We start from the raw sequence: 21150 nt of genomic DNA, 5'->3' as shown, positions 1-21150 counted from the left end.
CGCCCTTGGCAACGAAGGGGATACTGCATGGCTTCCGAACGCATGCTCCAATTTGTGGGGCGTGACCAATCCTATCCGGACAAGCGCTCGCCCGAGGAGCGCGCGCGCGATTTCCGCGAGATCGCCGAGCGCTACGCGGCGCCTGACGCCGATGCGCAAGCGTCGCGCTGCTCGCAATGCGGCGTGCCCTATTGCTCGGTGCATTGCCCGCTCCACAATCATATTCCCGACTGGCTGCGCCTGACCGCCGAAGGGCGGCTGCGCGAGGCCTATGAGCTCAGCAACGCGACCTCGACGATGCCCGAGATCTGCGGCCGCATCTGTCCGCAGGATCGCCTCTGCGAAGGCAATTGCGTGATCGAATTTTCGGGGCATGGCGCGGTAACGATCGGCAGCGTCGAGAAATATATCACCGACACCGCCTGGGCCGAAGGCTGGGTCGAACCGATCCGGGCGGGCAAGCCGACCGGCCAGTCGGTCGGCATTGTCGGCGCGGGCCCCGCCGGGCTGACCGCAGCCGAATATCTGCGCGTCCAGGGGCATGAGGTGCATGTCTACGACCGGCACGACCGCGCCGGCGGGCTACTCACCTATGGCATCCCGGGCTTCAAGCTGGAGAAGGAAGTGGTCATGCGCCGCATCGAGCGGCTGGAGGAAAGCGGCATCCGCTTTCACCTGGGCTTCGCGGTCGGCGAGGATGCGACGCTCGATCAGCTCCGCGCGAAGCACGACGCGATCCTGATCGCGACCGGCGTCTACAAGGCGCGCGAGATCAACGTGCCGGGAAGCGGCGCCGAAGGCGTGATCGGCGCGCTCGACTATCTGATCGCCTCGAACCGCAAGAGCTTCGGCGACGAGGTTCCGGCTTTCGACGACGGCTGCCTGAACGCAAAGGACAAGCATGTCGTGGTGATCGGCGGCGGCGACACCGCGATGGACTGCGTCCGCACCGCGGTGCGTCAGGGCGCGAAGTCGGTCAAATGCCTCTATCGCCGCGACCGCGAGAATATGCCGGGCTCGCAGCGCGAGGTCGCCAATGCCGAAGAGGAAGGCGTCGAGTTCGTCTGGCTCTCCGCCCCCGAAAGCTTCACCGCCGACAAGCATGTGAAACAGGTCGCGGCGCAGGGGATGCGCCTCGGCGCCCCCGACGCGAGCGGCCGCCGCAGCCCCGAGCCCGATCCGGGCCGCAGCTTCGACCTGCCCGCTGACATGGTGATCAAGGCGCTCGGCTTCGATCCCGAGGAACTGCCGCACCTGTTCGGCTCGCCCGACCTGTCCGTCACGCGCTGGGGCACGCTGCGCGTCGATCATCAGACGATGATGACCAGCCTGCCGGGCGTCTTCGCGGCCGGTGACATCGTGCGCGGCGCCAGCCTGGTCGTCTGGGGCATCCGCGACGGCCGCGATGTCAGCGACCAGATGGCAAAGTGGTTGAAAGCGAAAGCGAAAAGCGAAAAGAAGGCAGCATGACCAACAGGGAAAGGATCATGCTTATGTCCAGATGGAAGAGTATCTTGTTCGGCGCCGCGCTTGTCATGTCGCCCGTATCGGCGCACGCTCAGGATCAAGGCGCCGCGCCGGCAGCGGAGCCGGCCGCCGATCGGCTGGCTGCCGCCACGCAATTGATGGACCTCATCCTGCCCGCCGCGCAGCGCGACGCGATGGTGGAACAGATGATGAAAGCCATCATGACGACCATGACCGCCAGCCTCAAGGACCAGCCTTCGTTCGCCGCGGCCATGCAGAACCCAAAAGTCGAAACTGTCTTCAACCGCTTTATCGATCGGCAACGCCAGCAGACGGCAGAGCAATTGAAAGCCGGAATGCCGGGAATGCTGACGGCGATGTCCCGGGCCTATGCGCGGCGCTTCACGGTGCCCCAGCTCGCGGAAATGCATAGCTTCTTCAGCACTCCGACGGGCCAGGCATATGTCAAGGAATCCTACGGAATCCTGTCTGATCCCGACATTGCCACGTGGCAGCGCGATCTGATGGCAAAGGGTTTCGCGCGGTTGCCGGAAGAGATGAAGGCTCTTCAACAGGAATTGGAAGGCGTTCTGGGCAAGCCGCTTGCAGAGTCGAAATCATGAACAGCGAGCAGGAAGGAAAAAAGCGAATGACGACAATGTTCAAATCGATCCTGCTTGCCGGCGCGATGGCGTTTACCCCCATGCAGGCTTTCGCCGCGCCCGAGGAGGCCCCCGATGCCGAAATCGTCGCCCCCGCCGTCGAAAGCGATGAAGGCCACGGCATGAGCGATGAGGCCATGATGGCCGACGCCAAGGCGAAGATGCAGAAGGAAATCGATCAGGCTGTCGCGATGATCGAAAAGATATTCGGCACCGACAAACTGCCGCCGATCGCGCCCGCACAGCTCGCACTCGCGCAGCAGACGACGACCGCGCTGGTTCCGCCGGGCAGCCTGGAGAAGATGCTCGACAATCTCTATGGCAAGCTTTTCAAGGGGTTGATGGACGAATTTGGCGGCACGTCCGACCTGATGCTGTCGATCAAGACCGGCGTTGAGAGCGAGAAGATCGCCGCACTCGACGATAAGACCAAACTGGCGGCGGCTGGCATCTTCGATCCCTATCGCCAGCAGCGCGAGGATCAGATCACCAACATCGTCAAACCCCTGATCAGCGAGGCGCTGACCGATCTCGAAGGGCCGATGCGGAACGGGCTGGCACACGCCTATGCCCGCAAGTTCACCGCCCAGCAGCTCGGCGAGATGAACGCCTTTTTCGCGACCCCGACCGGCAAGGCCTATAGCTCGGAATGGATGGCGCTCCAGGCCGATCCCGAACTGATGCTCGCGATGATCAAGGCGGTGCCGCCGCTGGTGGGCAAGTTCATGGATCGCGGCTCGGAGATCGAGGCCAAGTTCAAGGATCTGCCCAAGGAAAAGCAACTCGCCGACCTCAGCGACGCCGAACTCGCGAAGCTCGCCAAGCTGATGAAGGTCAGCGTCAAGGAGCTGAAGGAACATCGCGACCAGTGGGACTCCCCGGTCGAGGAAACGACTGAAGCCACCGAAGCGGTTGATGCAGCGGCCGACGCCGCGGCGGCCGATGCCGATGCAGCAGCGGATGCGGCACAGGCCGCGGCCGATGCCGCCGAAGCGACGGTCGACGACCCCGCCTACAACCGCGACAATTGGTCGGAGGCTGACCGCCAGCGCGTCGAGCAGCTCGAGGAAGCGGCGAGCAACGCCTCGTCGGCCGCCTATGATGCCGAGGAACAGGCCGTCGCCAACGCTCGCAAGAAGAAGCCGTCGACCTAAGACCCCATTCTCATCCCGGCCTTCGCCGGGATGAGGAACCGGGAAGCTGACCCGTCAGGACGAATATGATGACCCATTATCCCACCCCAGATCACGCGCGGCTTGCCGAAAGCGGCATGTATCGCCCCGACCTCGAATCCGATGCCTGCGGCGTCGGGCTCGTCGCGGCGACCGACGGCAAGCCGTCGCGCCGCGTCGTCGAGGCGGCGATCGAGGCGCTGCGTGCCGTCTGGCACCGCGGCGCGGTCGACGCCGACGGCAAGACCGGCGACGGGGCGGGAATCCATGTCGACCTGCCGGTCCGCTTCTTCGACGATGCGATCGCGGCATCGGGGCACAAGGTGCGCCCGAACCGCCTCGCCGTCGGCATGGTCTTCCTCCCGCGCACCGACCTCGGCGCGCAGGAGGAATGCCGCACGATCGTCGAGGCCGAGATCATCGACGCGGGCTTCACCATCTACGGCTGGCGCCAGGTGCCCGTCGACGTGTCGGTGATCGGCGACAAGGCGCAGCAGACGCGGCCCGAGATCGAGCAGATCATGATCGCCGGGCCGCTGCCCGACGAGCAGTCGGTCGCCGAATTCGAAAAGCAGCTCTATCTCGTCCGCCGCCGCATCGAGAAAAAGGTGATCGCGGCGCAGATCCACGATTTCTACGTCTGCAGCCTGTCGGCGCGCTCGATCATCTACAAGGGACTGTTCCTCGCGGAGAGTCTGGCCGATTTCTATCCCGACCTCACGAACAAGCTGTTCGAGAGCCGGGTCGCGATCTTCCACCAGCGCTATTCGACCAACACCTTCCCGCAATGGTGGCTCGCCCAGCCCTTCCGCTGCCTCGCCCACAATGGCGAGATCAACACGATCCGCGGCAACAAGAACTGGATGAAAAGCCACGAGATCAAGATGGCGAGCCTCGCCTTCGGCGAGCATTCGGAGGATATCAAGCCGGTGATCCCCGCGGGGGCATCGGACACTGCGGCGCTTGACGCGGCGTTCGAGACCCTGTGCCGCGCCGGCCGCGACGCGCCGACCGCCAAGCTGATCCTCGTCCCCGAAGCCTGGGGCCACGACGACGACATCCCCGACGCACATAAGGCGATGTATTCGTATCTCGCCAGCGTGATGGAGGCATGGGACGGCCCCGCCGCGCTCGCGATGACCGACGGCCGCTGGGCGGTCGCGGGGATGGATCGCAACGCGCTCCGCCCGCTGCGCTACACGCTGACCGCCGACAATCTGCTCGTCGTCGGCTCCGAAAGCGGCATGGTGCTGCTGCCCGAGGCGAGCATCCGCAAGAAAGGCCGCCTCGGCCCCGGCCAGATGATCGCGGTCGACCTCGACGAGGGCACGCTCTACGAAGACCGCGCGATCAAGGACAAGATCGCCGGCGACGCCGACTATGCCGCACGCGTCAAGGGCTTCCGCACCATGGCCGACCTGCCCAAGGGCGGCAAGGCGACGCTCGAGCCGTGGGACCGCGCCGAATTGCTGCGCCGCCAGGTCGCGGCGGGCCTGACCATGGAGGATATGGAGCTCATTCTCTCGCCGATGGTCGAGGATGCGAAGGAAGCGATCGGATCGATGGGCGACGACACGCCGCTCGCGGTTATCTCCGACAAGCCGCGCCACGTCGCGCAATTCTTTCGCCAGAATTTCAGCCAGGTCACCAATCCGCCGATCGACAGTCTGCGCGAGCGGCATGTGATGAGCCTTAACACGCGCTTCTCCAACCTCGGCAATATCCTCGACGAAAAGGGGCAGAGCGCGCACGTCCTCGTGATCGATTCACCCGTCCTCGTCGGCGACGACTGGGACCGGCTGCGCGCCTATTTCGGCGATGCCGTCGCCGATATCGACTGCACGTTCGCCGCCGGCAGCGACGCATCGGCGCTCCGCGAGGCGATCGCGCGCATCCGCCGCGAGGCAGAGGATGCGGTGCGCGCCGGGCGCAGCGAATTGTTCCTGTCCGACCAGAAGATCGGCGAAGACCGCGTCGGGGTCGCGATGGTGCTCGCCGCCGCCGCGGTCCACACCCATCTCGTCCGCAAGGGCCTGCGCAGCTACGCCTCGATCAACGTCCGTTCGGCCGAGGTGCTCGATACCCATGCCTTCGCCGTGCTGATCGGCGTCGGCGCGACGACCGTCCACGCCTATCTCGCCGAAGCCGCGATCGCCGACCGCCACGCGCGCGGCCTGTTCGGCGGTGACCTGTCGCTGGGCGACTGCCACCTCCGCTATCGCAAGGCGATCGACGACGGCCTGCTCAAGATCATGGCGAAGATGGGGATCGCGGTGGTCTCCTCCTATCGCGGCGGCTATAATTTCGAAGCGGTCGGCCTCAGCCGCGCGCTCGTCAACGACCTCTTCCCCGGCATGCCCGCGAAGATTTCGGGCGAGGGCTATCAGTCGCTGTTCATCAATGCGACCGAGAAGCATGAGGCCGCGTTCGACAATCAGGTCACCACCCTGCCCGTCGGCGGCTTCTACCGCCACCGCGCGGGCGGCGAGGCGCACGCCTATTCGGCGCAGCTCATGCACCTTCTCCAGACCGCGGTCGCGACCGACAGCTACTCGACCTACCTCCAGTTCGCGCGCGGTATCGCCGACCTGCCGCCGGTCTATCTGCGCGACCTGATGGAATTCAACTATCCTGCGCAGGGCGTTGCGCTCGACAGCGTCGAGGCGATCACCGAGATCCGCAAGCGCTTCGTCACCCCCGGCATGTCGCTGGGCGCGCTGTCCCCGGAAGCGCATGAGACGCTGGCGATCGCGATGAACCGCATCGGCGCCAAGGCGGTGTCGGGCGAAGGCGGCGAGGCGAGCGAGCGCTACCAGCCCTATGCCAACGGCGATAACGCCAACAGCAACATCAAGCAGATCGCATCGGGCCGCTTCGGCGTCACCGCCGAATATCTCGGCGCGTGCGACGAGATCGAAATCAAGGTCGCACAGGGCGCCAAACCCGGCGAAGGCGGCCAGTTACCCGGATTTAAAGTCACCGAGTTCATCGCGCGCCTGCGTCACTCGACGCCGGGCGTGATGCTGATCTCACCCCCGCCGCATCACGACATCTATTCGATCGAGGATCTGGCCCAGCTCATCTACGACCTCAAGCAGATCAACCCGAAAGCGCGCGTCTGCGTCAAGCTCGTGAGCTCGGCGGGCATCGGCACCGTCGCGGCGGGCGTCGCCAAGGCGCACGCCGACGTCATCCTCGTCTCGGGCAACACCGGCGGCACCGGCGCTTCGCCCCAGACCAGCATCAAATATGCCGGCACCCCATGGGAAATGGGCCTGTCCGAGGTCAATCAGGTGCTGACCCTCAACGGCCTCCGCCACCGCATCCGCCTGCGCACCGACGGCGGGCTCAAGACCGGCCGCGACATCGTGATCGCCGCCATATTGGGCGCCGAGGAATATGGCATCGGCACGCTCAGCCTTGTCGCCATGGGCTGCATCATGGTGCGCCAGTGCCACAGCAACACCTGCCCGGTCGGCATCTGCACGCAGGACGAAAAGCTGCGCGCGAAGTTCGCCGGCAGCCCCGAGAAAGTCATCAACCTGATGACCTTCATCGCCGAGGAAGTGCGCGAAATCCTCGCCAAGCTCGGCTGCCGCAGTCTCGACGAGGTGATCGGCCGCACCGAATTGCTGCGCCAGGTCAGCCGCGGCGCCGAGCATCTCGATGACCTCGACCTCAACCCGATCCTCGCCAAGGTCGACGCGCCCGACGATCAGCGCCGCTCGCAGGGGCCGAACTTCCGCAACCCGGTGCCCGACAGCCTCGACGCGCAGATATTGAACGACGCGAAGCCGCTGTTCGAGCGCGGCGAGCGGATGCAACTCACCTACAACGTCCGCAACACCCACCGCGCCGTCGGCACCCGCCTATCGGCCGAGGTCACCGCGCGCTTCGGGATGAACGGGCTCGCCGACGACCATGTCCAGGTGCGCCTGCGCGGCACCGCGGGCCAGTCGCTCGGCGCTTTCCTGTGCAGCGGCATCACCTTGGAAGTATTCGGCGACGCCAACGACTATGTCGGAAAGGGCCTGTCGGGCGGCCGCATCATCGTGCGCCCGACCGTGTCGAGCCCGCTCGTCAGCCAGCACAATAGCATCGTCGGCAACACCGTCCTCTATGGAGCGACCGCCGGCACCCTGCTCGCGGCGGGTCAGGCAGGCGAGCGTTTCGCGGTCCGCAACTCGGGCGCGAAGGTCGTGGTCGAAGGCTGCGGCGCCAACGGCTGCGAATATATGACCGGCGGCACCGCCGTGATCCTCGGCCCCGTGGGGTCGAACTTCGGCGCGGGGATGACCGGCGGCATGGCTTTCGTGCTCGACACCGACGCCGGCTTCGAGCGCCGCGCGAACGGCGAATCGATCGTCTGGCAGCGACTTGCGAGCAGCCATTGGGAAGCCGTGTTAAAAGCCCTCGTCGAGGAACATGCGCACGCCACGGGCAGCAAATGGTCGGCCGAAATCCTTGCCGATTGGGACCGTTGGCGCGATCGTTTCTGGCAGATATGCCCGAAGGAAATGCTGAGCCGCCTCGCCCATCCGCTGACCGAAGAGACGATGGAGGTCGTTGCCGCGGAATAGGCAACGCCTTTCACCATCGGCCATCGTCGCTATCGGGATGCGGCATTAACGGAGTGCTGACACCTTCCTCCTATGCGCGATGAGCGCCTGGAAAGAATGGCTGGGCTGAAAAGGCTATGCAATGATGTCCCCCGGCCTCTCGCACCGGATCAACGCCCGTTTTGGCACCACGCGCGGCCTTGTACGGCTGATCCTGTCCTATGGCGAAACGACGCTGGGGTTAGCCTCGGTCGAGGAGCCGGATGCGGAGGCGGTGCGGCGGCTCGTTTTCGTCTGCCACGGCAATATCTGCCGCAGCGCTTTCGCCGACGTTGCAGCGGCCGAGGCGGGACTCGCCACCGCTTCCTTCGGTCTTTCGGCTTCGCATGGCGCGCCGGCGCACCCGCCGATCGTCGCGATCGCGGGGGCGATGGGGATCGATCTTAGTCGACATCGCGCCACGGAGCGCGAGGCCTATCAGCCGCAGCCCGGCGATCTGCTGCTCGCGATGGAAGCGCGCCAGCTTCGCCGGATCGCCGCCGACGAACGGCTCGCGCATCTGCCGCGCACGCTGCTCGGCCTCTACACCCGCCCGGTCATGCCGCACCTTCACGACCCTTACCGGCTGAACGATCCCTATACGCGCGCCTGCCTTCAGCGGATCGCCAGTGCGATCCCTGAGCTCAGCTTCCGCTTCCCAAAAGCCGCGCGATGATCCCGGCCAGATCAGCCAGCGTCGGCACCGGATCGGAGAATTTGGCCACATAATAGCCGGTATCGAACCGAAAGAAATCGGCCGCATAGGTGGCCATTTCACGCAATTTTTCGCCTGCCGAAAGGTCTTTGGCCCGCAGTTGATCGACCAATCGCTTGGTATCGGGCAGCACATAGCGGGCACGATGGTCGCGATACCCCGATGCCAATTGGCCCGCGACACCGTCCACGAGGCGGCGATAGAGTGCAAAGGCGAAATGCGCCCCGCTCTGGCTGGCAAGCGGCAGGCTGCCCCACAATCGCCCGTTGACCTCCATCAGCCAATAGCGGCCGCTCGCCGCGTCGTGGCGATATTCGACCATCGCGGGCCCTTCCCACCCGATCGCACGCAGCAAGGCTTCCGATTTTTCCATCTGCGCGCGATGGTCGGACAGCGGCACCGACCGACACAGGGTCGATATACCCCCGCTCGCGGGATATTCGCGCAGCCTTTCGTGCTGAAAGCGCAGCGTTGCCCGGCCGCCTTCCATCATCAGCATCTGGCCGAAGCCATAGCCCTGACACCAGCTCTGGACGAGCGGATAGACGCCGAGCGGATCGTAGCGTCGCAGGATCGCGACCAGCGCTTCGGCGCCATCGGCGCGCTCGGCCTTCTCGAAGTCGATGCCCGCCGCTTCCAGCCGCTCCCACATCGCGGGCGGATCGCTCCATTTCAGGATAACCGGATAGGCAATATCCGCCGCCTTCGCCTCGAAATCCTGACCTGCCAGCGGTTGCCAGGTGTCGGGAACCTCGATTCCCGTCTCGCGCGCCCGCGCCAGCGTGTTGAGCTTGTCGAGCACGAGGTCGAGTTGTTCGTGCCGGGGGCTGGCGATCCGGCACCCGCCGATCGCAGGCGGCATGTCGGCGAGTTCGAGCAGGTCGGCTTCGCTGATCGGGATCACCGCCCCTGCCCCGCTCGCCGCGACGACCTCGGGTAGCCAGTCGGCCAGCGGAACGCCCCGGGGGCGCAGGATATGCTGGCGGGCATAACGCGAATGGCCCCCGATCGACCAGCGCGAGCGCCCGGCCGCGATCACCGGCACGCCGTGCGCCCCCAGTTCGCGCACCACCGTCAGTCCGATGCTGCTGTCGACGCCGAGGACGATGGCCGGGGGCAGCCCCCGATCGCGGGTCATGCCGGGCGGAGCCGGCGCTCGTAGCGCCACGTGCCGATCATCTGCTCGGCCATGCGGAGCCCGGTCCGCATCATGCTCGGCCCCAGTCGCGGCGCGGACGCCCGGCCGGCCTGCGGCGCCGCAAGCGTCGCGAAGCCGCGCGACTCAATCCGCGATTCGCGCGCGATATGACGGCAGAGTGATTCAAGGCGGCGCATCACCATGCGATTGGGCCGCTGCCGGTCGCGCGAAAGCATCTCGAAACTATGGGTCACGATCATGAACAACGGCGCGCCGGACTCGCAGGCATGGTCGAGCGCGGCACTCATTTCGCGCGACGACAGCGCGCAGACCTGCGCGGGACGGAAATGACCCGGTCGATCCTCGATGCCCGAAACGGGTATTTCGATCAGCGATCCGACCGCCACCGGGTCGGACGCCGCCACTGGCAGGCTGATCGCGCATCCGCGCCCGGCATAGTCGGGATTGAAGCTGCTATCCCAGCGCAGCCCCAGCGCCTCGAGCGCGGCGAGCGTGCGATCGTCGGCGCCGAAATTCCCGGCGCGAAAGGCGATCGGAGCGGGCGCCCCTGCCTGCACCAGCGCGTCGCGCGCCCAGCCGAGCAGCGCGATCTGGTCGGACAGCGAGAAATCGCCGATATTGCGTCCGCGCCGTCCCTCGACCGGCGAATCCTTCGCCCATTCCAGCCATTCGGTATGGATGTGAAGCTGCACCTCGTGCCCGCGCGCCAGGATCGGCTCGATCATCCGCGCGACGATCTCGGGGCCGTGGACGAGGCCCGGCATCGGATCGACGAAGAAGACCCCGCGCACCCCGTGGCGGTCGAATCTGTCCATCTGCCAGCCGACGCCGAACGCACCCGCCGCCGTCTCGCCCAGCACCGATTGACGCAGATTCTCCTCGACCGGCAGGCCGTTCGCCTGCCGCCCCGCGGACAATTCGGTGTCTATCGTGATCAGCGCGGCAACGCTCATATCATCTCATTCCGGTCGCAGATGGGAAAGCTGCCCCCCGTCCTAGCAGCGAATAGCTCATAAATCGGTAACGCGGGCGGCGGTCAAGGGCGGTGATTCCGTGGCAAGTCAGACATTTGTCGTACCTCCGCCTCCTGTCGTCGCAGCGCACCCAGGCGTTCAGCGCAGCGAAAGCGTCTTCTCTTTATAGGCACCCTTCGCTTTCCCCATCCCGAAAGGATGAAGCCGTGCGCCTGACCATCGCTGCCCTTCCTCTGCTGGCACTTCTCGCACCGCTGCCCGCCGCCGCTACCGACCCTGCGGCCGGACGCGCCGTCGCGACCCTCAATGATCCCGCGATGCAGGACCACATGGCCGATACCGTCACCGCGCTGGTCGGCGCTCTGATGCAGATGAAGGTCGGCCCGCTCGCCGAAGCCGTCGCGCGCGTCGATCCCGAATCCGACGCCGCCTATATCCCGCCCGACGCCACGGTCGGCGACATCGCCGGGCGCGATCCCCATTATGCCGAGCGCATGGGCGATGACGTCCGCGCCGGCACCCGCATGACCGGCCACGCCGCCTCGGCGCTCGCGGCTTATGCGCCTGTCCTCAAGGATATGGCCCGCGATCTTGCCGCACAATGGGAACGCGAACGCGCCGCTGCGCGGCGCTGAGCTTCTTCCCCTCCGCCGTTCGCATAGCCGTTGCGCCCGGCGCCCCCCTGCCGCTATGCCGGACCCATGTGGCAACTCTATCAATTCCCGCTCTGTCCCTTTTCGCGCAAGATCCGGCTTTTGCTGGGCGAGAAAGGCGTCGGCTATGAATTGGTGCGCGAATCGCCGTGGGAGCGCCGCGACGAATTCGTCGACCTGAACCCGGCGGGGCGCACCCCGGTCATGGTCGACCAGGGCCGCGGACAGGTGCTGATCGACAGCAATGCGATCGCCGAATATTTCGAGGAGACGGTCGAGGGCAAGGCGATGATCAACGGCACCGCCGCCAGCCGTGCCGAGATCCGCCGCCTTGTCGCCTGGTTCGACCAGGACTTCTATTATGAGGTCACCGGGCCTTTGCTGTTCGAGCGGATGCAGAAACGCATCGTCCACCGCCAGCCGCCCGACGGCGGCGCGCTGCGCGAGGCGATGAAGGCCGCGAACCAGCATCTCGACTATATCGACTATCTGATCGACCACCGCACCTGGCTCGCCGGCGCGACGATGAGCCTCGCCGATCTGGCCGCCGCCGCGCACATCTCGGTCGCCGATTATCTCGGCGGCATCGACTGGACCGGGCATGAACAGACCAAGGGCTGGTATTCGGGCCTCAAGTCGCGGCCCAGCTTCCGCCCGCTGCTTGCCGAGCGGATGGAGATCATCACGCCGCCGAAATATTATGAGGATGTGGACTTTTAACCCATCGTCATTGCGAGCGCGAGGTTGATGGGCTCAGCCCTTGTGCCGGGCCGCGATCAGATAGTTGAGCGCCTCGCTGCCGCCGAGCTTGAACCCGCGTGCAGGCGACGGCGACAGGCCGGTGCGGTCGACCACCTCCAGCCCGGCGCCTTCCAGCAATCCAGCCAATTCCTCGGGCTTCAGGAACTGATCCCAGTCGTGCGTCCCCCGCGGCACCGCGCCGACGCGCTCGGCCGCCTCGACGAGCAGCAGCTTCGACCAAAGGGTGCGGTTCGGAGTCGACAGGATCATCAGCCCGCCCGGCGTCAGCCGCGCCGCGAGTTCGGCGACGAAGGCGGCGGGATCGGTCACGTGCTCGACGACCTCCATCGAGGTGACAAGGTCAAAGGTCGCCGCGGGCAGCGCCGCCAATTCGCCCGCATGATAAGTAATCGCAAGCCCCTGCCCCGCCGCATGCTCCCGCGCTGCGACGATATTCTCGGGCGCCGCATCGACACCGGTCACCACCGCGCCCATCCGCGCCAGCGGCTCGGCGAGCAGCCCGGCACCGCAACCGACGTCGAGCGCGCAGCGCCCGGCGAGCGGGTGGCGCTCGCGCGCATCGACCTGCCAATGCATGTCGATCTGTTCGCGAATATAGGCAAGCCGCACCGGGTTCAGCCGATGCAGCATCGCCGACGAGCCGTGCGGATCCCACCAGTCGGCGGCGAGCGCGCCGAAATGGGCGGCTTCATTCGGATTGATCGTCGCGGCACTCATGCGGTGGGATGTGGCACCTCGCCCTATCCCGCGCAAGAAATTTGCCCCTCAGGCATATAATTTGACGAAAAACTGCCGTTCGATTGTCGCCGGACAAGAAAAAATATCCCGACAGGATAATGGGTCAGCCTTGCCATCGCCCTCCCCCTTCCCTAACAGCCGGACGCCGCAGAAATCCAAGTGGTTGCGGCGGAAACCAGTTTTCGAGAAGGCGGGGCGAGATGGCGCGGATCGTGATGAAATTCGGGGGCACGTCGATGGCGGGCACCGAGCGGATTCGCACCGTCGCGAAACTCGTCGCGCGCGAAGTGGGACAAGGCAACGAGGTTGCCGTCGTCGTCTCGGCGATGGCGGGCGAAACCGACCGGCTCGTGGGTTTCTGCCGCGAGGCGAACCCGCGCTACGACCCCGCCGAATATGACGTCGTCGTCGCAGCGGGCGAACAGATCACCTCGGGCCTGCTCGCGCTGACGCTTCAGGCGATGGGCGTCCCGGCGCGAAGCTGGCTCGGCTGGCAACTCCCCATACGAACCGAGGAGGCGCACGCGCGCGCGCGCATCGCAGGGATCGACACCGGCGCGCTGCTCGCCGCGATGGGCAAGGGCGAGGTCGCGGTGATCCCCGGCTTCCAGGGCATGATGGACGACGGCCGCATCGCGACGCTCGGCCGCGGCGGGTCGGACACCAGCGCGGTCGCGGTCGCCGCGGCGGTGAAGGCCGACCGCTGCGACATCTATACCGACGTCGACGGCGTCTACACGACCGACCCGCGCATCGTCGCCCGCGCGCAGAAGCTCGACTATGTCACCTATGAGGAAATGCTCGAACTCGCGAGCGTCGGCGCCAAAGTGCTCCAGACCCGCTCGGTCGGCCTCGCGATGAAGGAGGGCGTGCGCGTCCAGGTGCTCTCCAGCTTCGTCGAGGGCGACGAGGCGCCGAAGCAGGGCACGATGATCGTCAGCGACGAGGAAATAGAGGAACTTCAAATGGAACGGCAGCTGATCACCGGCATCGCCCACGACAAGAATGAGGCGAAGATCATCGTCACCCGCGTCCCCGACAAGCCGGGCGGCGTCGCCAACATCTTCGGCCCGCTCGCCGCGGCCGGGATCAATGTCGACATGATCATCCAGAACGTCGGCCGCGACAAGGGCGAGACCGACGTGACCTTCACCGTTCCCGCGACCGACCTCATCCGCTCGATCGACCTGCTCGAAGGGTCGAAGGAGAAGATCGGCTTCAACCGCATCCTGTCCGACGACAAGGTCGCCAAGGTCAGCGTCGTCGGCGTCGGCATGAAGAGCCACGCGGGCGTCGCGAGCACGATGTTCCGCGCGCTGGCCGACCGCGGCATCAACATCCAGGCGATCTCGACCAGCGAGATCAAGGTCAGCGTGCTGATCGACGAGGATGAAACCGAACTCGCGGTGCGCGTGCTGCACACGGCATACGGCCTCGACGCCGCCGACTGATCCTATTCGGCGGCGACCGGCTGCAACCCGCCCGCGCGGCGGCGCAGCCGGGCCTGCCCGATCCATTGCACGACGCTGAAATGCACCGCGAACAGCGCGGCTTTCGACGCGAGCGGAAACACGCCGACGAACAGCGGCCACCAGGCGGTGAAGCCAATCGCGATCACCAGATTGGCGACGGCGGTGAAAAACATCATCGCCGCCCATACATAGCCGAAGCGGTCCATGACATCGCCGACCAGTTCGACCTGCTCGGGCGGAATATAGCGGTTGAGCCAGCCGCGGCGCAGCATCGCGGCGCCGACGATCAGATAGACGACCGAGGGCTTCGCCATCACGAAGCGCGGATCGCCGGTCAGCATCGTCGCGGCGGCCGAGAAGATCACCATCGCGAGGCTGATCCACTGGAGCGCCGCCACCGGCCGCCCGCGCACGAGTTCATGGCCGACCACCGCCACCGCGACCACCATCCCCGCGATCGTCGCAGGCACGATCCCCATCCCGACGCCGAGCAGGACGGCAAAGACGATCACGCCCAGCGAATCGAAGATCATCGGCCCGACGGCGTAGAGCAGGTTGCGCATGGTATCTCACCTTCCGCGACTCAATGTTACCGTCGTAAACATTGCCCGTGCGGGCGGCGTGGGTCAAGGTAAAATTTACGGTGTCAACATTGGGCGGGCAGAAAGATAAGGATTCCGGCATTTTCGCCTTGGTCATCCCGCGAAAGCGATCCGGGGCCCATTCCCGAGCGTCGAGAGAATGGATTCCGGATCAAATCCGGAATGACGAACGTCCGGAAACGACCGATTGCAGCCGCCCGGCATCTCCTAACTTTGTCATCCCCGCGAAAGCGGGGACCCAGAGCGTGCGTCGGCTAACCCCACACTGGGTTCCCGCTTTCGCGGGAATGACGAAGGTGGGCAGGGGCCGCTCCCCACCCCAAAGGTGACACTCTCCGATAATCCTTTCCTACATTCTCCCGCCATGCTCCAATCTGGCGAATGGAACACGCGCCCGACCATCGGCTTCGCTGCAATTCGCAAAGCCTGTTCGCCTCCCTTCCCACACCGCTCTTAAAGCGACAAAGGAGACAATATGGACGCGCACGTCCGTATCCTTTGTCGCTTTAAGCCCAAAAGAAAAGGCCCGCCCCCGGCCCATGTCCCCGGAGGCGGGCCCACGACCCGTCGTCCTGGCGGCCGCAGCCGGTCCCGCGGCATGATGCGGGACCGGCAGGTCCGCAGATCAGCCGAGGTCGAACCGGTCGGCGTTCATCACCTTGACCCAGGCCTTGACGAAGTCGCGCACGAACTTCTCCTCATGCCCCTTCTCGGCATAGACTTCGGCGATGGCGCGAAGCTGCGAGTTGGAGCCGAAGATCAGGTCGGTGCGCGTCGCGCGCCAGCGTTCGGTGCGCCCGCCGCGATCATAGCCGATGAACTCCTCGTCGCCGCTCGCATCGACGACTTCCCAGGTCGTATCCATGTCGAGCAGATTGACGAAGAAGTCGGTGGTGAGCTGCCCGACGCGGTTCGTGAACACGCCGTTCCGGCTGCCGCCCTGGTTCGCGCCGAGGACACGCAGGCCCCCGACCAGCACCGTCAGTTCGGGAACCGACAGGCCGAGCAGCGACGCGCGATCGAGCATCAGTTCCTCGGTCTTCACGCTGTGCTTGGTGGCGAGATAGTTGCGGAAGGCGTCGGCCCTCGGCTCCATCACCTCAAAGCTCTCGACGTCGGTCCAGTCCTGCGCCGCGTCGCCGCGGCCGCCGGTGAAGGGCACCGCGACGTCGAAGCCCGCGTCCTTCGCCGCCTTCTCGACCGCCGCGCTGCCCGCAAGGACGATCGCGTCGGCGAGCGACAGGCTGCCGCGCAGTTCATCGATCTTGCCGAGCACCTTGGCGAGTTCGGCCGGGTCGTTGACCGCCCAGTCCTTCTGCGGCGCCAGCGCGACGCGCGCGCCGTTGGCGCCGCCGCGAAAGTCGGTCTTGCGGAAGGTCGAAGCCGACGCCCAGGCCGCCTTGACGAGTTCGCCGACGGTCAGCCCCGAAGCAAGGATCGCACTCTTGAACGCCGCGACATCGCCGTCCGACGGCTTGCTCCCCGCCGGAACCGGGTCCTGCCAGATCAGATCCTCGGCCGGCACCTCGGGGCCGAGATAACGAACCTTCGGTCCCATGTCGCGATGGCAGAGCTTGAACCAGGCGCGCGCAAAGGCGTCCTTGAACGCTTCATGGTCGCTGCGGAACTTCTCCGAAATCTTGCGCAGTTCTGGGTCCATCTTCAGCGCCATGTCGGCGGTGGTCATCATCGTCGGCACCTTTTTGCCCGGATTATGGGCGTCGGGGGCCATGTCTTCCTCTTTCTGGTTGATCGGCTGCCACTGCTGTGCGCCGGCGGGGCTCTTCACCAGCTCGTAATCATAGTCGAGGAGCAGGCGGAAATAATTCTCCGACCATTCGGTGGGCGTGTTCACCCACGCGCCCTCGATGCCGCTGGTGATCGCGTGCGCGCCCACCCCGGTCTCGAAGCTGCTCGTCCAGCCGAGCCCCATCAGCGAGATGTCGGCGGCTTCGGGCGCCGCACCGACCAGGCTCGCATCGCCCGCGCCGTGCGCCTTGCCGAAGGTGTGGCCGCCGGCGGTGAGCGCCACCGTCTCCTCATGGCTCATCGCCATGCGCTCGAAGGTGATCTTGATGTCGCGCGCCGATTGCAGCGGGTCGGGATTGCCGCCCGGTCCTTCGGGATTGACATAGATCAGGCCCATCTGGATCGCCGCGAGCGGGTTTTCGAGGTCAAGTTCCTTGTCGGGGTCGATGCGCGTCTGGACGCCTTCGTTGACCCATTGTTCCTCGGCGCCCCAATAGATGTCACGTTCGGCCTCATAGACGTCCTTGCGGCCGCCACCGAAACCGAACACCGGGCCGCCCATCGACTCGATCGCGACATTGCCGGTCAGGATGAACAGATCGGCCCACGAAATCTTCGCGCCATATTTCTGCTTGATCGGCCACAGCAGGCGCCGTGCCTTGTCGAGGTTGCCGTTGTCGGGCCAGCTGTTGAGCGGAGCGAAGCGCTGCTGCCCGCTGTTGGCGCCGCCGCGGCCGTCGGCGGTGCGATAGGTGCCCGCGGCGTGCCACGCCATGCGGATGAAGAAGGGGCCGTAATGCCCATAGTCGGCGGGCCACCACGGCTTGCTGTCGGTCATCAGCGCGGTGATGTCGGCCTTCAGCGCCTGATAGTCGAGCGACCGGAAGGCCTTGGCATAGTCGAAATCCTCGCCCATCGGATCGGGCGAGGCACCGTTCTGGGTCAGGATGTCGAGCGGCAGCGCATCGGGCCACCAATCCTTGTTCGTGCGGCCGAGCAGCGAACGGAAACGGTCCTTGCCGCCAAAGGGGCAGCCTGTCTGGGGGGCGTTCATGCAGTCTCTCCTCTCTTATGGATATTATGCGGTCATGATGCGGCGGAATGACGCGAGCGTGACGCGGGCACCCGCTTCATCGGGCTTGCCGGAAACGGTCGGCGCGTACGGACGTCGAGTCGATGGCGTCATCCTTTCGTTCTTGCCGGGTCAGGTTACGCCGCACCTCTCCATCGACCTAACCGAATAAGCCGGACATAGTCATCGAACGAACCGATCAGACGCGGGCCGGTTGCTTCTATGGGAGGGGTCCGTCCCGCTCCGGCCACGGCCCGGCGAAGTCCCGCAACATCGGCCGCCGCGGCGGGTTGCTGAAGGGTCGCGACATGATGGCATGGCGGGACAGCAGGAGTATGGAAAGTGGCTAACACCCCCAACCAGCAGAACCAGAAGAACCCGCAGGCGGACCGCGACGAGGAACATCGTCGCCAGCAGCAACAGCAGGGTGGTCAGGATCGCCAGCAGGGCGGCCAACGTTCCGATCAGGATCGGAACAGGAATCCGCAGCAGCGCTGATCCAGCCTGCATGAAAAAGGGCCGCCCCCTCGCGGGAGCGGCCCTTTTCCTTTGCGGTGGGACAGCCCGCTCAGAAACTGACCTTGACCGTCCCGCCCCAGGTGCGGGGATCGCCCGGCAGGCCGACGATTAGCCCGGTATTGCCCGGTCCGACGCTGAGCTGGTCGATATAGTCCTGATCGAACGCGTTCCGGACCCAGGCGAAGAGGTCGAGGCCATTCTCGGTCCGGAACCCGGCGCGGAAGTTCGACAGCGAATAGCCCTTGACCCAGGTATAGGCCGACGGCGTCGGGTTCGACGACCAGTCCGACCGGTAGCTGCCGTCGTAACCGAAATAGAATTGCCCATCCTGGTCGAAGAGCTTCGACTCCGCATTCACCTCGGCCCCGAACGAAAAGGCCCATTTGGACACCCCCGGCAGCCGCTGGCCCGAAATGTCGCAGTTCGGTGGGCTGTTCGTCCCGCCCGACTGCTCAGGCGCGCACGGCGCATCGACGAATTTCACATATTTGGCATCGGTATAGGCGCCGTTGACATAGGCCCGGAAGCGCTCGCTCGGACGGATCGAGAAATCGCCCTCGAAGCCCTGCGTCCGCACCTTCCCCGCATTGGCAAGATAGCCGCGCAGCACGCCGAACTGGCCATTGTTCACATTGGCCTGGAAATTCCGGATATCGCTGCGGAAGGCGGTGAGGTTGAAGGTGGCGCGGCGGTCCCAGAACTCGGCCTTGATCCCCGCCTCGTAATGATTGACCGACTCCGGCTTCACTGTCGCGGCGCCGAGCAGCGGATTGTTGTCCGCATCGTTCGGCACGCCATTCTGGTTGATGCCGCCCGATTTGAAGGTCTTGGCATAGGTCGCATAGAAAAGCAGATCGCGCGTCGCCTTGTAGGTCGCGGACAGGTCGTAGCTGAAGTTCCAGTCGCTGAACGCGGGCGCATATTCCTGCGGCGCGAAAACACCGAGCCGCGCGAGCGTGACCGCGTCGGTCGGCCCAAAGACGACCGGCGTTCCGTCGCCTGCAAAAACACGCCGCCGATAAAAGCCTTCCTTCTTGTCATAGTTCAGCCGGACGCCGGGCTGAATCGTGAACTGGTCGCTGATCTTCCAGCTCGCCTGCCCGAACAGCGCGGCGCTGGTGTTCTTGAGGAACTGGGTGTTGATCGCGGTCAGACCGTCGAGCACCGACGGGTCGTTCGCCAGCGCGCTCGTCGGATTGAGCGTCCAGCGGCTCGACGCCGGGCCATGCTGCTCGGTCCCCTGCGTGTCGATGCGCTGGTAATAATAGAAGCCGCCGAGCACGAAGTCGAAGCGGTCGCCAGTGTAATTATAGCGCAATTCCTGCGTATACTGGTTCTGCTGCGACGGGTTCTGCGACTTGGTGACGATCGGCAGGCCGGTGAAGTCGCGGTCGTTCTCGGGCTGCCAGTCCCAATAGCGCCACGCGGTGACCGAGGTCAGCGTGCCGGGGCCGACGTCCCATTTGACGCGCAGCGCGACGCCGCCGATCTCGTTCCCCGCGTTGAGATTGGCGTCGAGGTCGGTCAGCCGGTCATAGGGGTTGGTGCTCGGCACGACATAACCCTGCGCCGCGGCGAGCGCGGCATATTGGCGATTGAGCGGGCGTTGCGTCTCGCCAGTGCGCACGAACACCGAAGCGCAGCACACCGCATCCTGCTTGTTCCAGTCGCCCGAAAGCGTGATCGAGAGATCGTCGTTCGGCTGCCACAGCAATTGGCCGCGAATGCCGATATTGTCCTGGCTCTGGACCCAGCGGTCGGTGGTGACGTTATAGATGGTGCCGCGACGGCTGGTCGACGAAATGGCGATGCGCGCCGCGAGATGGTCGGTGAGCGGGCCGGAGATCGCGGCCTTCGCCTGCTTGAAGTTCAGATTGCCGATGCTGACCTCGGCCTTGCCCTCGAAATCGAAGGTCGGCTGGTTGGTCGTGATGTTGATCGCGCCCGCGGTGGTGTTCTTGCCATAGAGCGTTCCCTGCGGCCCACGCAGCACCTCGATCTGCGCGACGTCGAGGAAGTCGAAGGTCGAGGAGGCGACGCGCGAATAATAGACGTCGTCGACATAGATGCCGACCCCCTGCTCGATCCCGTCGTTGGTGAGCCCGAACGGCGCGCCGATGCCGCGGATGTTGACCGCGGTGTTGCGCGGGTTCGACGAATAGAATTGCAGCGTCGGGGTAAGCTGGGTCAGGCGGCCGACGTTGAAGCTGCCCGTATTGTCGATCTGTTCGCCCGCGACGACCGAGATCGCGATCGGCACATCCTGCGCGGTTTCCTGGCGGCGGCGCGCGGTGACAAGAATGTCGCCGCCATAGCTACCGCCCTCGACCTGCGCGGCGGCGGTGTCGACGTCCTCGGCATCGGCGGCGGTTTCAGCGGCAAATGCCGGGGTTGCGGCGAGCGCGAGAAGCAGGGTGAGCGAGACGGAAGCGGCCGGCAGGCGCCGGCGGGCAGACGGATATTTTGCGGTCATGACAATTTCCTGTTGCAAGAAAATTGCCACATCCGGCGGTCCGGTCTGCGGCATGAAATATGGAACGCCCCCCTTTCGGGGGAACGAGATCAGTTCGGGTAGCGGTGGCGTTCGGTGACGTCGACCTGCACCAGCCGCCCCTCGTGGACGGTCAGCTGGATGGCGCCGAACTTCAGCTTTTCGAGTGCGTCGAGCACCGTCTGGACGGCGCGGGGCACTTGCTCGGACCCGCCTTTGGCGGTCTCCTTGAAGGAGCTCATGCAAATTTCCTTTCCCTATGGATTCGCTCCCCAAGCATATGCCAAGTGATTTAGTTGACAATGATTGATTTGCTTTCTGCGCCGAAAGGCCCGGTTGTCGCGC

At 65.4% G+C, this 21150-nt stretch carries 16 protein-coding genes; 9 read left to right on the top strand and 7 right to left on the bottom strand.

What is annotated here, in order from left to right; translation table 11 throughout:
* Nucleotides 1-27 precede the first annotated feature (27 nt).
* The 5 genes from ACVENA_RS05975 to ACVENA_RS05955 all read left to right on the top strand — a co-directional run bounded on the left by ACVENA_RS05975 (nucleotide 28) and on the right by ACVENA_RS05955 (nucleotide 8575).
* Complete coding sequence (locus tag ACVENA_RS05975) at nucleotides 28-1470, top strand: NAD(P)-dependent oxidoreductase (RefSeq protein ID WP_449328025.1); 1443 nt, start codon at nucleotides 28-30, stop codon at nucleotides 1468-1470.
* Nucleotides 1467-2090 carry a DUF2059 domain-containing protein gene (locus tag ACVENA_RS05970; protein ID WP_449328024.1) on the top strand — a complete coding sequence of 208 codons (624 nt, stop codon included), beginning with the start codon at nucleotides 1467-1469 and terminating at the stop codon, nucleotides 2088-2090. Before ACVENA_RS05975 ends, ACVENA_RS05970 begins: the two co-directional genes overlap by 4 nt.
* Before the next feature lie 26 nt (nucleotides 2091-2116).
* On the top strand, nucleotides 2117-3283 hold the full coding sequence (locus ACVENA_RS05965) for a DUF2059 domain-containing protein (RefSeq protein ID WP_287941033.1): 1167 nt from the start codon (nucleotides 2117-2119) through the stop codon (nucleotides 3281-3283).
* Between the two features lie 65 nt (nucleotides 3284-3348).
* Complete coding sequence (gene gltB / locus ACVENA_RS05960) at nucleotides 3349-7881, top strand: glutamate synthase large subunit (protein ID WP_449328023.1); 4533 nt, start codon at nucleotides 3349-3351, stop codon at nucleotides 7879-7881.
* 121 nt (nucleotides 7882-8002) lie between these two features.
* Nucleotides 8003-8575 (top strand): arsenate reductase/protein-tyrosine-phosphatase family protein, encoded by a 573-nt coding sequence (locus ACVENA_RS05955; protein WP_449328022.1) that lies wholly within the window; start codon nucleotides 8003-8005, stop codon nucleotides 8573-8575.
* Here the strand turns inward: ACVENA_RS05955 and ACVENA_RS05950 are convergent.
* Together ACVENA_RS05950 and ACVENA_RS05945 are read right to left on the bottom strand one after the other, a co-directional pair.
* Nucleotides 8544-9752, bottom strand: a complete 1209-nt coding sequence (locus ACVENA_RS05950; RefSeq protein WP_449328021.1) for a carboxylate--amine ligase — start codon at nucleotides 9750-9752, stop codon at nucleotides 8544-8546. The two genes, ACVENA_RS05955 and ACVENA_RS05950, sit on opposite strands and share 32 nt — an antisense overlap.
* Nucleotides 9749-10726: a polysaccharide deacetylase family protein gene (locus tag ACVENA_RS05945; RefSeq protein ID WP_449328020.1), complete on the bottom strand. Its 978-nt coding sequence runs from the start codon at nucleotides 10724-10726 to the stop codon at nucleotides 9749-9751. The genes ACVENA_RS05950 and ACVENA_RS05945 overlap by 4 nt, the downstream gene beginning before the upstream one ends.
* Nucleotides 10727-10953: 227 nt before the next feature.
* On the opposite strand from ACVENA_RS05945, the gene ACVENA_RS05940 reads away from it, so the two are divergent.
* Nucleotides 10954-11382, top strand: a complete 429-nt coding sequence (locus ACVENA_RS05940; protein WP_449328019.1) for a hypothetical protein — start codon at nucleotides 10954-10956, stop codon at nucleotides 11380-11382.
* A gap of 66 nt (nucleotides 11383-11448) precedes the next feature.
* Nucleotides 11449-12120, top strand: coding sequence for a glutathione S-transferase family protein (locus tag ACVENA_RS05935; protein WP_287941026.1), 672 nt, complete (start codon nucleotides 11449-11451; stop codon nucleotides 12118-12120).
* A 33-nt stretch (nucleotides 12121-12153) separates the two neighbouring features.
* Here the strand turns inward: ACVENA_RS05935 and ubiG are convergent, their stop codons facing one another.
* Complete coding sequence (gene ubiG, locus ACVENA_RS05930) at nucleotides 12154-12879, bottom strand: bifunctional 2-polyprenyl-6-hydroxyphenol methylase/3-demethylubiquinol 3-O-methyltransferase UbiG (protein WP_449328018.1); 726 nt, start codon at nucleotides 12877-12879, stop codon at nucleotides 12154-12156.
* A gap of 221 nt (nucleotides 12880-13100) precedes the next feature.
* Here ubiG and ACVENA_RS05925 point away from each other — a divergent pair, with 221 nt between their 5' ends.
* Nucleotides 13101-14351 carry an aspartate kinase gene (locus ACVENA_RS05925; RefSeq protein WP_449328017.1) on the top strand — a complete coding sequence of 417 codons (1251 nt, stop codon included), beginning with the start codon at nucleotides 13101-13103 and terminating at the stop codon, nucleotides 14349-14351.
* Between the two features lie 2 nt (nucleotides 14352-14353).
* Here ACVENA_RS05925 and ACVENA_RS05920 read toward each other — a convergent pair whose 3' ends face one another.
* Both ACVENA_RS05920 and katG read right to left on the bottom strand, forming a co-directional pair.
* On the bottom strand, nucleotides 14354-14935 hold the full coding sequence (locus ACVENA_RS05920; RefSeq protein WP_449328016.1) for an inner membrane-spanning protein YciB: 582 nt from the start codon (nucleotides 14933-14935) through the stop codon (nucleotides 14354-14356).
* 664 nt (nucleotides 14936-15599) lie between these two features.
* Nucleotides 15600-17777 (bottom strand): catalase/peroxidase HPI, encoded by a 2178-nt coding sequence (gene katG, locus ACVENA_RS05915; RefSeq protein ID WP_449328015.1) that lies wholly within the window; start codon nucleotides 17775-17777, stop codon nucleotides 15600-15602.
* A 360-nt stretch (nucleotides 17778-18137) separates the two neighbouring features.
* Here katG and ACVENA_RS05910 point away from each other — a divergent pair, with 360 nt between their 5' ends.
* Entirely contained in the window at nucleotides 18138-18293 is a 156-nt protein-coding gene (locus ACVENA_RS05910; protein WP_449328014.1) for a hypothetical protein, read from the top strand.
* A 70-nt stretch (nucleotides 18294-18363) separates the two neighbouring features.
* Here ACVENA_RS05910 and ACVENA_RS05905 read toward each other — a convergent pair whose 3' ends face one another.
* Nucleotides 18364-20787, bottom strand: a complete 2424-nt coding sequence (locus ACVENA_RS05905) for a TonB-dependent receptor (RefSeq protein ID WP_449328013.1) — start codon at nucleotides 20785-20787, stop codon at nucleotides 18364-18366.
* Nucleotides 20788-20876: 89 nt separating this feature from the next.
* Nucleotides 20877-21047, bottom strand: a complete 171-nt coding sequence (locus tag ACVENA_RS05900; RefSeq protein ID WP_287941014.1) for a YezD family protein — start codon at nucleotides 21045-21047, stop codon at nucleotides 20877-20879.
* Nucleotides 21048-21150: the final 103 nt, after the last annotated feature.

The organism is Sphingopyxis sp. 550A (genome assembly GCF_053569535.1).
This window is presented reverse-complemented; position numbering and strand designations above follow the sequence as displayed.

What these genes read in the sequence shown, in the direction of transcription:
- ACVENA_RS05975 (WP_449328025.1), top strand. Translation starts at nt 28, where the DNA reads ATGGCTTCCGAACGCATGCTCCAATTTGTGGGGCGTGACCAATCCTAT.
- ACVENA_RS05970 (WP_449328024.1), top strand. Translation starts at nt 1,467, where the DNA reads ATGACCAACAGGGAAAGGATCATGCTTATGTCCAGATGGAAGAGTATC.
- ACVENA_RS05965 (WP_287941033.1), top strand. Translation starts at nt 2,117, where the DNA reads ATGACGACAATGTTCAAATCGATCCTGCTTGCCGGCGCGATGGCGTTT.
- gltB (WP_449328023.1), top strand. Translation starts at nt 3,349, where the DNA reads ATGATGACCCATTATCCCACCCCAGATCACGCGCGGCTTGCCGAAAGC.
- ACVENA_RS05955 (WP_449328022.1), top strand. Translation starts at nt 8,003, where the DNA reads ATGATGTCCCCCGGCCTCTCGCACCGGATCAACGCCCGTTTTGGCACC.
- ACVENA_RS05950 (WP_449328021.1), bottom strand. Translation starts at nt 9,752, where the DNA reads ATGACCCGCGATCGGGGGCTGCCCCCGGCCATCGTCCTCGGCGTCGAC.
- ACVENA_RS05945 (WP_449328020.1), bottom strand. Translation starts at nt 10,726, where the DNA reads ATGAGCGTTGCCGCGCTGATCACGATAGACACCGAATTGTCCGCGGGG.
- ACVENA_RS05935 (WP_287941026.1), top strand. Translation starts at nt 11,449, where the DNA reads ATGTGGCAACTCTATCAATTCCCGCTCTGTCCCTTTTCGCGCAAGATC.
- ubiG (WP_449328018.1), bottom strand. Translation starts at nt 12,879, where the DNA reads ATGAGTGCCGCGACGATCAATCCGAATGAAGCCGCCCATTTCGGCGCG.
- ACVENA_RS05925 (WP_449328017.1), top strand. Translation starts at nt 13,101, where the DNA reads ATGGCGCGGATCGTGATGAAATTCGGGGGCACGTCGATGGCGGGCACC.
- ACVENA_RS05920 (WP_449328016.1), bottom strand. Translation starts at nt 14,935, where the DNA reads ATGCGCAACCTGCTCTACGCCGTCGGGCCGATGATCTTCGATTCGCTG.
- katG (WP_449328015.1), bottom strand. Translation starts at nt 17,777, where the DNA reads ATGAACGCCCCCCAGACAGGCTGCCCCTTTGGCGGCAAGGACCGTTTC.
- ACVENA_RS05905 (WP_449328013.1), bottom strand. Translation starts at nt 20,787, where the DNA reads ATGACCGCAAAATATCCGTCTGCCCGCCGGCGCCTGCCGGCCGCTTCC.
- ACVENA_RS05900 (WP_287941014.1), bottom strand. Translation starts at nt 21,047, where the DNA reads ATGAGCTCCTTCAAGGAGACCGCCAAAGGCGGGTCCGAGCAAGTGCCC.